11 protein-coding genes are annotated in these 15,061 nt (G+C 71.4%); 7 read left to right on the top strand and 4 right to left on the bottom strand.

Annotation, left to right across the window (positions count from 1 at the left end):
- Nucleotides 1–136: 136 nt before the first annotated feature.
- Together QWI33_RS02290 and QWI33_RS02295 are read left to right on the top strand one after the other, a co-directional pair.
- Nucleotides 137–1,261, top strand: a complete 1,125-nt coding sequence (locus tag QWI33_RS02290; protein ID WP_289954452.1) for a cytochrome P450 — start codon at nt 137–139, stop codon at nt 1,259–1,261.
- 40 nt (nt 1,262–1,301) lie between these two features.
- Nucleotides 1,302–1,793 (top strand): NUDIX domain-containing protein, encoded by a 492-nt coding sequence (locus QWI33_RS02295; protein WP_289954454.1) that lies wholly within the window; start codon nt 1,302–1,304, stop codon nt 1,791–1,793.
- A 204-nt stretch (nt 1,794–1,997) separates the two neighbouring features.
- Here QWI33_RS02295 and bioD read toward each other — a convergent pair whose 3' ends face one another.
- The 3 genes from bioD to bioA all read right to left on the bottom strand — a co-directional run bounded on the left by bioD (nt 1,998) and on the right by bioA (nt 5,486).
- Entirely contained in the window at nt 1,998–2,672 is a 675-nt protein-coding gene (bioD, locus tag QWI33_RS02300; RefSeq protein WP_289954456.1) for a dethiobiotin synthase, read from the bottom strand.
- Nucleotides 2,673–2,976: 304 nt separating this feature from the next.
- A complete protein-coding gene (locus QWI33_RS02305; protein WP_353895379.1) occupies nt 2,977–4,050 on the bottom strand; it encodes an aminotransferase class I/II-fold pyridoxal phosphate-dependent enzyme in 1,074 nt (357 codons plus the stop codon).
- A gap of 113 nt (nt 4,051–4,163) precedes the next feature.
- Complete coding sequence (gene bioA, locus QWI33_RS02310) at nt 4,164–5,486, bottom strand: adenosylmethionine--8-amino-7-oxononanoate transaminase (protein WP_289954460.1); 1,323 nt, start codon at nt 5,484–5,486, stop codon at nt 4,164–4,166.
- A 469-nt stretch (nt 5,487–5,955) separates the two neighbouring features.
- On the opposite strand from bioA, the gene QWI33_RS02315 reads away from it, so the two are divergent.
- The 3 genes from QWI33_RS02315 to QWI33_RS02325 all read left to right on the top strand — a co-directional run bounded on the left by QWI33_RS02315 (nt 5,956) and on the right by QWI33_RS02325 (nt 10,091).
- Complete coding sequence (locus tag QWI33_RS02315) at nt 5,956–7,257, top strand: MFS transporter (RefSeq protein WP_289954462.1); 1,302 nt, start codon at nt 5,956–5,958, stop codon at nt 7,255–7,257.
- Between the two features lie 136 nt (nt 7,258–7,393).
- Nucleotides 7,394–8,638 carry an ornithine cyclodeaminase, nickel-pincer nucleotide-dependent gene (locus QWI33_RS02320; protein ID WP_289954465.1) on the top strand — a complete coding sequence of 415 codons (1,245 nt, stop codon included), beginning with the start codon at nt 7,394–7,396 and terminating at the stop codon, nt 8,636–8,638.
- 325 nt (nt 8,639–8,963) lie between these two features.
- Nucleotides 8,964–10,091, top strand: coding sequence for a hypothetical protein (locus tag QWI33_RS02325; RefSeq protein ID WP_289954467.1), 1,128 nt, complete (start codon nt 8,964–8,966; stop codon nt 10,089–10,091).
- 58 nt (nt 10,092–10,149) lie between these two features.
- Here QWI33_RS02325 and QWI33_RS02330 read toward each other — a convergent pair whose 3' ends face one another.
- Nucleotides 10,150–11,109 carry an ROK family glucokinase gene (locus QWI33_RS02330; RefSeq protein WP_289954469.1) on the bottom strand — a complete coding sequence of 320 codons (960 nt, stop codon included), beginning with the start codon at nt 11,107–11,109 and terminating at the stop codon, nt 10,150–10,152.
- Between the two features lie 330 nt (nt 11,110–11,439).
- Here QWI33_RS02330 and QWI33_RS02335 point away from each other — a divergent pair, with 330 nt between their 5' ends.
- On the top strand, nt 11,440–13,254 hold the full coding sequence (locus QWI33_RS02335) for an AMP-dependent synthetase/ligase (protein ID WP_289954470.1): 1,815 nt from the start codon (nt 11,440–11,442) through the stop codon (nt 13,252–13,254).
- 13 nt (nt 13,255–13,267) lie between these two features.
- Nucleotides 13,268–15,016 carry a sensor histidine kinase gene (locus tag QWI33_RS02340; RefSeq protein ID WP_289954472.1) on the top strand — a complete coding sequence of 583 codons (1,749 nt, stop codon included), beginning with the start codon at nt 13,268–13,270 and terminating at the stop codon, nt 15,014–15,016.
- The last annotated feature ends 45 nt before the right edge of the window (nt 15,017–15,061 follow it).

The following is a 15,061-nucleotide window of genomic DNA, read 5'->3' on the forward strand; positions in this document are numbered from 1 at the left end:
GGGCATTCAGTCAGGTGCCGGACGGCGTTCCCGCAGGTCGGCCGCCGGGGGGCGGATCACGGTGCGGGGCGCCGAAAGACTGAGAGCAGATTACCGTGAACGGGACTCGTACTTTCGGGGGAGGTAGGCTGCGCGCGTGCTCTTCGAGCTGTGGAAACATCCCCGACCCGATGCCCCGGTGCTGCGCCGCGACGGGCAGGTGGTGGTGTCCTCGCACCGTCTCGCCAAGCAGGTGCTGGCCGACCGCGAGCGGTTCTCGGCCGCGAACGCGCTCGACGCGGTCACCCCGATCCCCGCGGGCGCGCTGCGGGAGCTGACCCGCCACCGGTTCCGGCTCCCCGCGACCCTGGCGAACAACGACACCGAGTCGCACGAGCAGATCCGGGCGGCGTTCGGGGAGGTCTTCGCGCCCGCGAACGTGGAGGCGCTGCGCCCCTGGCTCCACGGTCTGGCGCGCCGCACGGCTGCCGGGGTCGCTTGGCGGCTGCGGGAGGGCGAGGCGGTGGACGTGGACGCGGCGGTGTCCTCGGAGATCCCGCTCGCGGCGCTGGCGCGGCTCCTGGGTCTGGACGTCGAAGCGGCCGTGGAGGTCAAGCGTTTCAGCCGGGCCTCGCTCGAGCTGTTCTGGGGCGAGCCCTCTCCGGAGCGGCAGCGGGAGCTGGCCGCGGTGGTGGGGCCGTTCCATGCGCTGCTGCGGGGGTGGACGAGGGAGTCGTCGGGTGCGACGCGGCGGCTGCTGGAGGAGTACGGCGAGGACGCGGCGACCGCGGCGCTGTTCTTTCTGCTGGTGGCGGGCCAGGAGACGACTTCGCAGTTCTTGACGCTGCTGCTGCACCGGCTGGTCGAGGAGCCGGGCCTGCTGGGGTCGGCGCCGTCGGCGATCGTCGAGGAGGGTCTGCGGCTGCTGCCGCCGATCACGTCGTGGCGGCGGATCGTGAAGCGGGACACCGACATCGACGGTTTCGAGGTGCGGGCGGGCGAGTCGGTGCTGGTGTGGCTGGGGGCCGCCGGCGTGGACGAGGGCGTGGCGGAGTGTCCGATGCGGATGGTGCCGGGCCAGCGCGGTTCGCGGCGGCACTTGGCGTTCGGGGCCGGGGCGCACCGGTGCCTGGGGAGCCAGTTGTCGCGCCTGGAAGCCGAGGTGGTCGTGACGGAGTTGGCGCCGCTGCTCCCCCGCTGCCGGGTGGTGGCCGCTCCGGTGAGCGAGCCGAACCTGTCGTTCCGGATGCCGAGCCCGCTCGTGGTGCGGCTCGCCGTTTAATGCGTTGCGGTGCGGTGCAGGCGCTTGCCAGGCTGTCCGGATGCCTGAATTCCTGGAGTTCCGCCAACGCGGCACCGCCTATGTCCTTCGTGATCTGCCCGACCGGCCGGGAGTCGAGGTCCTCGTGATGCTCCACCGGGATCAGCCGGAGGCGGGCGTCCAGGTCCCCGGGGGCGGGGCGCGGCCGGGCGAGACGCCCGGTGAGACGGCGATGCGCGAGGCGGTCGAGGAGACCGGCGTCCGGGGCGTCGTCTTCGGCGAGGTGCTCGGCAGCAAGCTGATGGCGGTGCCGGACTGGCACGACTTCGACTACCAGGTGAACACGTACTCGTGGATGCGCACGGAGGACCGGCGGGACTCGTGGGACCACACGGTGGACGACACCGGGGACGAGGACGACGGACTCCGGATGCGGTGCGAGTTCCGGCCGGTCGAGGCGTCGGGCATCGACTGGGGCCTGGACTGGCTCCTCGGGCTCGCCCTGCCGAGGTTCGAGGCACTGCGCGCGGCCGAGCGGCGCGTGCCCGCGTAGCCGCGGGACTTCGGATCGCTCGGGGTGCCGCGGCAGGATGCCGCGGTGGATCGTGTGGTGCGATGCGGGCGCCGGGGGTAGAGGCGCCCGCATCGCACTGATTCGGCACCTAATGGGCCGGTTCGATAACAATGTACCGGGGGCCGTCAAGGCCGGTGGGAGCGAGCACCATCGCTGTGACGAGTTCGTAGGCGAGGCGTCACGCTAATCGCCTGCGGCAAAGCGACCCAGGTCCCCTTCCAGGTCGAACCATTCCGAGGAGCTGAGGCGGAAGACCTCCGGGGCGAGTGCGGCGGCCCCGGCGGGAATCCAGCCGATGCGCCGGCCCGGAAGGTCCTTGAGGTTCTCGTACTCGGCCAGGCCCGGCTCCAGCGGCCACGATCCGATGAGGACGGACGCGTCGATGCCGCGCCGGGACAGCGCTTCGAGCGTCAGGGCCGTGTGGTTGAGGGTCCCGAGCCCGGCGCGGGCGACGACGACGGCCGGGCAGCCGAGCTCCACGGCGAGGTCGCGGGCGGTCCAGCCGCCGGCGCCGAGCTGGACGAGGAGGCCGCCGGCGCCTTCGAGGAGGACCACCTCGGACTTCAGGTCGAGGATCGTCTCGGCGACTTCGTGGAGGTCGAGCAGCGGCAGGCCGCTGCGGCGCGCGGCGGCGAAGGGCGCCAGCGGATCGGGGTAGGCCGCGAGCGCGCGGGCCGGCGCCCCGGAGAGGCGGGTGACCTCGGCGGCGTCGTCGTCGTCCCCGGTCTGGGCGATCTTGACGACCTCGACGCTGCGGCCCTGCCGCATGAGGTAGGCGGCCAGCGCGGCGGTGGCGACGGTCTTGCCGACCCCGGTATCGGTGCCGGTCACGAGGACCGGTCCTTCGAAGGCGATCATCCGGATAACGTAACGGCCCGCCCGGCGAGCCGCCCGCCGCCCGGCACTTTGCGCGTGACCTGCGGGAACGATGGTGTGTCGGACCCTTGTGGGAGAGTCGTCGCATTGCTTCGGCCGGTCGGAGGCGGATGCGGGTGGGAAGGGGCATGCCCTATGCGCCCGGCGCGGCCGCCAGCGCGAGCGCCATCGCAGGATGCGACCGCGAACACTGGCGATCGCATGGCGCAGGCGCCGCTGGCCCAACGGCCCAACGGCCCAACGGCCCAACGGCCCAACGGCGCAACGGCGCAACGGCGCCGACCGCCTACCTCACCGCTCGCACCGAATCCAGCGCCCGGTCGAAGTCGGCCGCGTCGATGCCCGTGTTGATCGTGATCCGCAGCCGCGAGCGGTGGTCCGGTGTGGACGGCGGGCGGAAGCAGCCGACCGCCACCCCCTCGGCGGCGCACCGCTCGGCCCACCCGGTGGCCGCCCGGGCGTCACCCGCGGGCGGTGAGAGCACCCCGGCGGCCGGGGCCGCGACCTCGAGCAGCTCGGCCGCGCGGGCCGCGCGGCGGGCGAGTTCGGTTCGGGCGCTGTCGGATTCGCGCGCGATCGCCAGTGCCGCACCGGCTCCGGCGATGACCGCCGGGGGCGGCGCGGTGTCGAAGATGAAGGTGCGGCCCGTGTCGTGCAGGTGGCGGCGCAGCGCCGCCGGCCCCGCGATCACGCCCCCCGCCGCGCCGAGGGCCTTCGAGAGCGTGGCGGTGACGACGATCCCCGGATCGCCCGCGAGCCCGGCCGCGGCGACTCCGCCCGCGCCGCGCGGTCCGACCGTGCCGATCCCGTGGGCCTCGTCGACCAGCAGCAGCGCGCCGTACGCGCTCGTCAGGGCGTGGATGTCGCGAAGCGGGGCCGCGTCGCCGAGGACCGAGTACACCGATTCGACCGCGACGAGTGCCGGCCGCAGCTCCCGGAGCCGGTGTTCCAGGTCCTCGAGGTCGTTGTGCGCGAAGGTCGCCGAGCGGCCGCCGGCGAGGCGGGCCGCGTCGTGGAGCGAGGCGTGGGCGTGGGCGTCGAGCAGGACCGGGCCCGCCAGCGCGGCCGCGGCGCCGAGGTTGGCCATGTACCCCGAGGAGTACAGGACGGCGGTCTCGGTGCCGGTGTGCCGGGCGAAGTCGGCTTCGAACCGCTCGTGGACGCCTGTGGTGCCGCGCACGAGGCGGGAACCGCCCGCGCCGAGCCCGTGGTCGGCGAGTGCGGCGGCCGCGGCGGTCAGGACGGCCGGGTGGCGGGAGAGCCCGAGGTAGTCGTTCCCGGCGAGGTCGATCGCGGCGGCGCGGGTGCGGACGGTGCGGGTGAGTCCGGCTTTGGCGCGGAGGTCGGCCTTGCGTCCCAGCCGGTTCCAGACGGCATCGGGCCCGGTCGGCGTCGGCGGTTCGCCCGGAGCGGCGGTCGTCTCCGGCTCCGTTCCGTGTGCCCGGCGGATCGGCTGCGCGTCTTCCACAGTGCTCACGCGGTGACCTCGTCCACGGCTTCGGCGAGGGCGTTCACGAGCAGGTCGGTCTCGTCGTCGCCGAGGGTCAGCGGCGGCATGAGCACCACGGTGTCGCCCAGCGGGCGCAGCCACACGCCCCGCTCGCGCGCGGCCTGGCAGACCGCGAAGCCCGTGCGGTCGCCGGCGGGGGCGACCTCGACGCCGATCATGGTCCCGAGTTGGCGGATCTCGACCACGCCGTCCTTGGCGCCCACCGGTTCCAGCAGTTTCGCGAGCCGGTCGCCGAGGCGGGCCGCCTGGCCGATCACGTCCTGCTCCCCCATCACCCGCAGGTTCGCGAGTGCGGCGGCGCAGCACAGCGGGTTGGCGGTGTAGGTGTGGCCGTGGAAGAACGTGCGCGGTGCGGTGTCGCCGGGCCGGGTCAGGAACGCCTCGTAGACGTGTTCGGCGGCGAGCACCGCCGAGAGCGGCAGGTACCCGCCGGTGATGCCTTTGCCGCAGGTGAGCAGGTCGGGGACGACGCCGGCGTGCTCGGCGGCCCACATCCTCCCGGTGCGGCCGAAGCCGGTCGCGACCTCGTCGAAGATGAGGAGCGCCCCGTGGGCGTCGGCGAGTTCCCTTGCGGTGCGCAGGAACGCGGCGTCGTAGTCGAGCATGCCGGCGGCGCCCTGGATCATCGGTTCGACGATGATCGCGCACACCTGGTCGCCCGCCTCGTCCATCACCGCGCGCAGGTCGGCGGCCGCCTTGCGATTGCGGTCGGGGCCGAGGTTCCGGTCGCCCGGGGAGGCGACGCCGATCGTGTCGAGCAGGAGGGGCTTGTAGGCCTCGTGGAACAGGTCGTGTCCGCCGACGGCGACCGCGCCGAGCGTGTCGCCGTGGTACGCCTGGTCGAGGCGCACGAACGTGGGCCGGGAGCGCCCGGTCTGGGTGGAGTACTGGTAGGCGATCTTGAGGGCGGCCTCGACCGCGGAGGAGCCGTCGCCCGCGTAGAAGACCTTGGTGAGCTCAGGGCCGTTCCCCTTGGGGGCCAGGCTGATGAGGGCTTCGGAGAGTTCGATGCCGGGGGTGTGGGTGGTGCCGAGGAACGTGGAGTGGTCGAGCTTGGCGAGCTGGGCGGTGATCGCGGCGTTGATGTCGGGGTGGCCGTGGCCGACGGTCGTGGTCCACAGTGAGGAGACGCCGTCGAGGTAGCGGCGGCCGTCGACGTCGATGAGCCAGGGCCCCTCGGCGCGGTCGACGACGACGGGCCGGTCGCCGGTCCAGTTCGCGTGCTGCGTGAAGGGGTGCCACACGGTCGACGCGTCGCGGGCGGTCCATTCGGCGCTGGCGGTCATCGCTCGGCTCCTTAGATGGTTCCTACAAAACTGATTGGAGGATACCGCCGGGGGCGGGGTGTCCGGCAGGGGCGCGCGGCCGTTCCCGTCTCGTGCGATGCCCTTGACTCCACCGTTATCGAACCGAGGCCGCCGCCGCCTTCGCGAGGCGGCAGGCGTAGTTTTGGGCGGTCATTACGGACCCACCTGCTCCGTCCGGGTTTTTACACTTTGAACACAGTGGGACGCTTGACAACCACATGCGCCAGGGGCAGACTGGTGACACTTGCGGCAATCGCGGAGGATTGTCACTTACCGCCCTTCAGGTATCACCGCTCTGGAACTCGGAGCCTCGGCGATTCCCTGCGCCGACGCGGCCCCCTTCCGTGTCGATGCCGGCGGGGCCGCACCACCCCCGTGGCGGCCGACAGCACGGTGGAGACCGGCGCCCGAGGCCGACGCTCGCGGAGCCGAGAACGAGGAAGGCCCTGTGTCGAACCAGAACCCCCCGCCGGCTCCGGCCGGGCCCGCCGACGACGCGGCCGAGACCGACCGCAAGCCGTCGTTCTCCCAGGTCTTCGGCGACCGTGAAGCCGCCGGGTTCCTCCTCGCCTTCTGCCTCTCGAACGCCGGGGCGATGCTCAACCGCGTCGCCGTCACCTTCCTCGTCTGGCAGCAGACCGAGTCCTCGGCGCTCGCCGCCGCCTCGTTCGCCATCAGCTTCGCGCCCTACCTCGGCCTCGCCCAGGTCCTCGGGGCCATTGTGGACCGCTACTCGTACCGCAACGTCATGATCGTGTGCGACGTGCTGCGCGCCGCTCTCATCAGCCTGCTGCTCATCCCGGGCCTGCCCGTGGGGGTGATGATCGCGATCGTCTTCGCCGTCGCCGCCGTCCAGCCCGCCTACAACGCGGCCCGCGTCGCCACCCTCGCCCAGATCCTCACCGGCGACGCCCTGTCCGTCGCGATCGCGCTCTCGTTCAGCGCCGCCGCGACCGCCCAGATCATCGGCTACCTCGCCGGCGGCCTCCTCGCCGCGATCGACCCGTACACGGCCCTCGCGATCAACGCCGGGCTCTTCGTGGTCAGCGCGATCGCGATCAGCCTGCTCGTGCAGTACCGGCCCTCGGTCAACAAGCGCGAAGCGCGCCGCCACGTGCTCGCCGAGACCGCCGACGGCCTCCGGATGCTGCGCGACAACAAGGTCCTGCGCACCGTGTCCCTCGGGGTCTGGGGCCTGTTCGCGCTCACCGCCGTCCCCGAGGGCGTCGCGGTCCTGTGGTCGGTGCACCTGCAGGGGGACTCCAAGACGCAGGGCCTGATCATGGCCGTCGACGCCGCCGCCGCGGTCGTCGCGACCCTCCTGTTCACGCGATTCGTGCGGCCCTCGGTGCGCGACCGGCTCATCCGGCCGCTCGCGTTCATCGGCCCGGCGGTCCTCACCACGGCACTGCTCGACCCGCCGCTCGCCGGGGTGCTCCTCATCGCGATCGGCGCGGGCGCCGCGAACATGATCATGGCCCCGATGAACGCGACCCTCGCCCAGTGCATCCCCGACGGCTGGCGCGGCCGCGTGGTCGCCGCCGCCAACTCCGGGCTGCAGCTCAGCCAGGGCATCGCCATCGCCGGGATCGGCCTCATCGTCGAGTTCGGGGCGACCCTGCCGTACGTCGTGGGCGCCTGGGGCCTCGTCGGCTTCCTCATCCAGTACCTGGTCACCCGCCACTGGCCCACCGCCGAGGAGATCGGGGCCGCCAAGGCCGCGGCCGCGCCGCCGCCCACCGCCGCCTGACCCCGAGGAGCCTTCGCCTGCTCCCCTGCGCCGGGAGCTAGGCTCGTCTCGGCGTCCCCGGGCCGGCGCCCGCGGCGACGCCCGCGAGCCGTAAGTTCGCGGGGACACGAGGCCGGGAAGCAACAGGAGCACCAACGTGGAACACGCAAAGACCGTCGAGCTGCGCGGACACCTCATCGACCAGGGCGTCTTCGCCCGCGTGATGGACGACGTCCTCGAGTACTCGGGGGCCTACACGATCGACCGCTTCGACGTGGGCCGCCACCACACCGACGAGTCCTACGTCCAGCTCACCGTCTCCGCCGAGACGCCCGAGCTGGTCGAACGCATCGTCATGCGCCTCCAGACGCACGGCGCGAACCCGCTCGACCCCGGCATCGCCGTCCTCAAGCCGGCCCCGCGCGACGGCGTCTTCCCCGAGGACTTCTACTCCACCACCAACTTCGACACCCAGATCCGCCTCAACGGCAACTGGATGGACGTCGAGAACTCCGAGATGGACTGCGGCATCATCGTCGACGAGGACCGCGCCAGGGCCTGGACCCTCCCGGTCTCCGACGTCAAGGCCGGCGACCTCGTCGTCTGCGGCGGCCTGGGCGTCAAGGTCCTCCCCCTGCCCGAGCCCGAGCGCAAGAACCCCGAGTCCTCGAACTTCGAGTTCATGAGCGGCGGCGTCTCCTCCGAACGGCCCCAAGCGCTCCAGGTGCGCCAGATCGCCGAGCGCATGCGCGAGGTCAAGGCCCGCGGCGAGAAGATCCTGTGGGTCGGCGGCCCCGCCATCGTCCACACCGGCGCCGGCAAGGCCCTCGAAGCGCTCATCAACGAGGGCTACGCCGACGTCATCTTCGCCGGCAACGCCCTCGCCGCCCACGACATCGAGTCGAACCTGTACGGCACCTCGCTCGGCGTCGACCTCGACAAGGGGCACGGGGTGCCGCACGGCCACGAGCACCACATCCGGGCCATCAACAAGATCCGCACCTGCGGCTCCATCAGCGAGGCCGTCGAGCAGGGCGTCCTCAAGGGCGGCATCATGCACGCGATGGTCAAGAACAAGAAGGAGTTCGTGCTCGTCGGCTCCGTGCGCGACGACGGCCCCCTGCCCGACGTGTACACCGACGTCATCGAGGGCCAGCGCGCCATGCGCGCCGCGCTGCCGGGCGTGGGCTTCGCGATCATGGTCGCCACGATGCTGCACTCGATCGCGACCGGGAACCTCCTGCCCGCGAAGGTGCCGCTCGTGAGCGTCGACATCAACCCCGCGACGGTCACCAAGCTCGCGGACCGGGGCTCGGCGCAGGCGATCGGCGTGATCACCGACATCGGGCTGTTCTGCGAGCAGCTCGCGGGCGAGCTCGTGGTCGGCTACAAGCGCGACTAGACCTCGATCGGGAGGGCGGCCAGGCGTGCGCCGGCCGCCCTTTCGCATACGCCGGCAAGCGTTTCGTGTGCGCCGGCCGCCCTTTCGCGACCGGCCGTCCACATCCCCCACCCACCACTGGAGGGGAAGAGACTGTAGGGCCCAGCGTGCCGGGCGGGTACGACAGGAACCCGGGCCCGCGGCCTACGTGTCACCCGAAAGTGGTCGAATTCGAGTGGTGTAGCGCTTTCCAAACCGCGATCCGCCCGCTATGATCCCATTAAATCGATTCATATCGATGTCTCAATTGAATCGTTTCACCGGCACCACTCCCTTAGGAGCTCCCATGTCCCTCGCACCGAAGCGAAGGCTCCGCACACTCGTCGCGACCGCCGCCGCGTTCCTCGCGGGCGCCGCAGGCGTCGTCGCCCTCCCCGTCCTCGACGGCGCCGCAGTGGCCCAGGCCGCCTGCGGCGCCAACTCCCCCCACGCCACGGTCACCGGCTCCAGCGGGGCCTACGTCACCAGGGAGGGCTCGACCACCGTCTACTCCGGCGGCGACTACCGCGCCGCCGTCCAGGCCGGCGTCGACACCATCTCCAGCGGCCAGCGCGTCGCCGTGATGGCCTCGGGCAACATCGGCGCGAGCACCATCACCATCCAGAGCGGCAAGACCTTCGAAGGCTGCGGCATGATCACCGTGGGCAACCGGTCCGGCCGCGGCGCGATCGAGGCGATCAACACCACCGACGTCAACATCGCGTACCTGAAGATGAGCGGCAACCCCTACTTCGGCCTCCGGTTCTCCGGCACCAACGGCCTGAAGCTGGGCGACATCGACCTCACCCTCAGCGGCGGCCTGGGCATCCGCTTCGACCGCGACGCCGCCTGGAACTACAACGTGACCATGAACGACATCTACGTGTCGGGCGCCGGCAGCCACGCCGTCGAGACCTGGAACATCGACGGGTTCAACATCACCCGGGTGACCGCGCGGAACGTCGGCGAGTCGGGGCTGCTGATCCAGAACTCGCGCAACGGCTGGGTCGGCACGGTCGACGGCAACAACGTCGGCGCGGGCACCGGCTACGCGACGTTCCGGATGGCGAACACCAACGGGCGCCTGTCGAACGGCTCGTACAGCACCAACATCTACGTCGACAACGTGATCTCCAGGGGCGGGGGGCGCGGGATCTTCTGCGTCTCGCAGTCCGGCGGGGTCGTCATCAAGAACGTCGACCTGGCCAGCAACGGGAACAACTCGGTGCTGATCGAGAACTGCTACAACGTGTCGATCAGGGGCGGGACCGTCAACGGCGGCGGCGAGGTGCGCCTCGCGGCCCGCACGGAGTTCGCCAACAACCGCGACATCTGGATCACGCTGACGGTGAACAACACGTCAGTGCGGGAGTCGCCGTGCGGGACCAACACCAACTGGACCCTGAGCGGCAACGGCTCGCGGAACATCTGCTGACCCTCACACGAGGCAGGGCCGGAGCTATCGCTCCGGCCCTGCTTCGCGTTCGGTGTCCTTAGGGGACGATCTCGCGGTGGCGGGCGAGATCGGCCGCGCCGATGACGCCGGCCTTGGAGCCGAGCTCGGCGGCGCGGACCTCGGCGACCGGGATCTGGTCGCGGCTGGCCAGGGCCTCCTTGTAGTGCTTGCGGATCGGGTCCAGGAGCAGGTCGCCCGCGTCCACGACGCCGCCGGCGATGAGGATGACGCCGGGGTCGATGAGGTTGACCATGTCCGCGGCGGAGTTGCCGAGGTAGAAGCCGATGAAGTCGAAGGCGCCCAAGGCGACCTCGTCGCCCTGGCGGGCGGCCTCGGTGACCTGGCGGCCGGTGATCGACTCGGGGTCGCCGCCGGCGAGCTTGAGGAGGACCGCGGCCTTCTCGGGGTGCTCGGCGGCGCCTTCCTGGGCGGCGCGGGTCAGGGCCCGGCCGGAGGCGTACTGCTCGAGGCAGCCGGTGCGCCCGCAGCCGCATTCGCGTCCGCCGGGCATGACGGAGCGGATGTGGCCGATCTCGGCCGCGACGCCGTTGGTGCCGCGCAGGAGGTTGTCCTTGACGACGATGCCGCCGCCGACGCCGGTGCCGATCGTGTAGAGCACGGAGGAGCGGTGGCGCTTGGCGGCGCCGTACTTGTGCTCGCCCCAGATGGCGACGTTGGCGTCGTTCTCGACGACGACGGGGAGGTCGATGGCCGCGGCGACCTTGTCGCGCAGCGGCTCGTCCTTCCAGGAGAGGTTGGGGGCGAGCATCACGGTGGAGCGGTCGGAGGAGATCCAGCCCGCCGCGCCGATGCCGACGGCCTCGACCTCGCGGCCGGCGCGGAGCTCGTCGACGACTTCCTTGACGGCCTGGATGACGCCGGAGGTGTCGTCCGCTGGGGTGGGGCGCCGGGACGTGGCGAGGACGTTGCCGTTCTCGTCGACGACGCCGCCGCCGACTTTCGTGCCCCCGATGTCGACCCCGATAGTCAGACTCACTGCTGTACCCTCCAGCGGTTCACGGTTTGAGGCGTGGGATGCCGCGCGACGCTGCGGGCCACCGAGGACTTTACAGCGCGATGACCTGGAGATGAAATCGGCCGTTCCGTCCCACTCGGCGAAGGTATCACCGGGTGCGAGGGGAGAGGGTCGCTTGAGTGACAGTCCCGCAACGTGCGTTCGACGGTCCTGCCCCTGCTCCGCTAAGCTGCCCTTAGCATCATGGTCTGCCTCACAGTCCCTCTTCCATAGGAAGTTGACCCACCGGTAACATGAGCTGTGAGCCACTTTACAAAGCCGTGAACATGGCGTCTTGAACGGAGCCTTTCCATGCGCGAGTTCGCCGTCCCCCCCGTGGTGACTGTGCCCGACGAAGACAACACCCTCACCGCGCTGTGGGACGCGGCCGAGAACCACCCCGCCTCGATCCTCTTCATGCGCTCGCTCGACGACGGCGCCACCTGGAAGGACGTCACCTCGGTCGAGTTCCGCGCGCAGGTGATCGCCGCGGCCAAGGGCCTGGCGGCCGCCGGCGTGCAGCCGGGCGACCGCGTCGCCATCATGTCCGCCACCCGCTACGAGTGGACCCTCCTGGACTACGCGATCTGGGCCGCCGGGGCCGTCACCGTCACGATCTACGAGACCTCCTCGGCCGACCAGGCCAAATGGATCCTTGAGGACTCCGGGGCGATCGCCGTGATCTGCGAGAACGCCGAGATGGCCGCCATGATGGAAGGCCTGGGCAACCAGGTCAAGCACGTGTGGACCATCGACGGCGACCAGGGCGCCCTCGACGCCCTCGACGCCCTGGGCGCGAACGCCGACATCGACATCGAGGAGCGCCGCACCTCCCGCAAGGCCGACGACCTCGCCACGATCGTCTACACCTCGGGCACCACCGGCCGCCCCAAGGGCTGCATGCTGACCCACCGGAACCTGCTGGCGGACATCCGCAACATCATCCCCGAGGTACCCGGCGTCCTCTACGACGGCGCCCGCATGCTGCTGTTCCTCTCGCTCGCGCACGTCCTCGCCCGCATCCTCCAGCTCGCCGGCATGGAATCGCGGACCACCATCGCCCACGCCGACCGCACCAAGCTCACCGCGATCATGCCCGTGGTCAAGCCGACCACGCTGCTCGCGATCCCCCGTGTGTTCGAGAAGGTCTACGCCGGGGCGTACCAGAAGGCCGTCGACGGCGGCAAGGGCCACCTGTTCGAGAAGGCCACGATCGTCGCCAAGGAGTACAGCCGCGCACTCGACAAGCCCGGCGGCCCCGGCCTGGTGCTGAAGCTCAAGCACAAGCTGTGGGACGTGCTCGTCTACTCCAAGATCCGGGCCGCGATCGGCGGCGAGTGCAACTCCGCCGTCTCCGGCGGCGCGGCGCTCGGCCCCGAGCTCGGCCACTTCTTCCGCGGCGCGGGCGTCACCATCTACGAGGGCTTCGGCCTCACCGAGACCTCCCCCGTGCTCTCGCTCAACCTCGAGACCGCCATCAAGGTCGGCTCCATCGGCCGCCCGACCCCCGGCACCGCCCTGCGCATCGCCGACGACGGCGAACTCCAGGCCAAGGGCCCGCAGGTCTTCCCCGGGTACTGGAACAACGACGCCGCCACCGCCGAGGTCCTCGACGCCGACGGCTGGTTCTCCACCGGCGACATCGCCGAGATCGACGACGACGGCTACGTCACCATCACCGGCCGCAAGAAGGACATCATCGTCACCGCCGGCGGCAAGAACGTCGCCCCCGGACCGCTCGAGAAGATCCTCGACGCCCACCCGCTCATCGCGTACGCCATGGTCGTGGGCGAGGGCCGCCCCTACATCGGCTGCCTCATCTCCCTCGACGGCGAGATGATCCGCGACTGGCTCTCCCGGCACGACAAGGACCCGCAGACGCCGATCAGCGACCTCACCGAGGACCCCGAGCTGCGCGCCGAACTGCAGGAGAAGATCGACGAGGCCAACCGCACGGTCTCCCGGGCCGAGCAGATCAAGCAGTTCCGGATCATGCCGGTCGAACTGACCGAGGACGCCGGGGAAATCACCCCGTCGGTCAAGGTCAAACGACACGTTGTCATGGAAAAATACTCAAGCGAGATCAACGCGCTCTACGACACGGCGAAGGCGCAACGAAACGAGTAAGCGAGGTGCCCGTATGGGCGATGAGGCGGTGCTGGAGCGCCAGTGGCGACTGCCCGCCGTCGCGCTGCGGGGCGTGCTGTTCGCGCTGGTCGCGGTGTTCGGCTGGGCTTCGGAAGGGCTCGCCGACGCCGCGACGTGGTGCGGCATCCTCGCACTCGCGGCGCTGCCCGGCGTCGTCCTCCCCCGGCACCGACTCCTGGCCCCCGCCGGGCAGGTCGCCGAGGTCGCCGTCGTCGTGCTCGGCACCCTCGCGACCGACGGCCTCCCCGCCTGGATGCTGCCCTACCTCATCGCGCCGTTCGCCACGGCCGCGTTCGACGCCGCCGACCAGACCGGCGACGACGACCGGTACAGCCGCATGCGCGCCTGGGGCCCGCCCGTGCTCGTCGCCATCGCCGCGATCGGCCTCATCGCCCAGACGCCCCGCATCTCCGCGTACGACCGGGGCACCTACGTGACGACCGTGGCCGTGGCGCTCGCCTTCGGGCTCGCCTCGGCCGTCGGCGCCTGGTGGCTGCGCCGCTCCCGCTCCTCGGACCTGCACCACTCGCAGCTGCCGTACGCCGAGGCCGCGGCCCTGCTCACCCAGTTGCGCGTCGTGGCCCGCCAACTCCCCGGATCCACACTGGACCCGGGCGGGATCGCCACCGAGATCGTCGACACCGCCTCCCGCATCCCCGGCGTCGCCCGCGCCGCCGTGCTCTCCGCCGCCTCCGGCCGGCGCCTCGTCGTACTCGCCCAGCACGCCGAGGAACGCGTCGACTGGGAGACCTCACCGCAGCTCAACTCGCTCCTCGCCGACGCCTGGGCCGGCCAGAAACCGCAGGCCGGGCAGGTCCCGCTCTCGCGCTCCACCCAAGGGCCCGTGGCGTCCCTGGTCATCCCGCTCGTCGCCGAAGGCCGCACCGTCGGCCTCGTCGCCATCGAATCCGACGACCCCGCCGCGTTCGGCCCCGAGGCCATCACCGCCGCCGAGGACCGCACCAAGGGCGCGGCCCTGCGCCTGGAGACCGCGCTGCTCTTCGAGGACGTGCGGTCCATGGCGACCACAGAGGAGCGCCAGCGCCTCGCCCGCGAGATCCACGACGGCATCGCCCAGGAGCTGGCGATGCTCGGCTACGGGATCGACAACGCCATGGCGATCCTCCCGCCCGATGCCGGGGAGGCCAAGGGCGAGCTGGAGGACCTGCGCTCGGAGGTGACCCGGCTCGTGACCGAGCTGCGGTTCTCCCTGTTCGAACTGCGGTCGAACGTCGACCGTCAGGGCGGGCTGGCATCGGCGATTGCGGACTATGCTCGTACTGTGGGCGCTTCCGCCGGCCTCAGGGTGCACTTGTCGCTCGACGAGGGCGGGGCGAGGCTCCCCGCGAGTACCGAGGCGGAGCTGCTGCGGATCGCGCAGGAGGCGATCACGAACGCCCGTAAGCACGCCAGGGCCGAGAATCTGTGGGTGACGTGCGAGGTCGACCCGCCTTACACGCGCATCGAGGTGACCGACGACGGCCAGGGCCTCTCCGGCGAGGCCTCGGAGGGGCGGTACGGGCTGGCGATCATGAGCGAGCGGGCGGAGCGGATCCGCGGATCACTGGAGATCCGGCCGCACCAGCCGCACGGGACGACGGTGGCCGTGGTGCTCAACGCGGGGGCGCGGCCCACGCCCCGGGCCGAGACCCCGCGACCGGGGTCCGCGGCCTGGGCGGCCGCCGACCGCATTTCGAGAACTGAACAGCCGGCCCGACGGCCCGACCACGACAACAAGTGAAGGCTTGGAAGCCGGGCCTTGCGTGGCCGTGGCAGCCAATGAGGA

The sequence above is a fragment of the Glycomyces tritici genome (genome assembly GCF_030403505.1).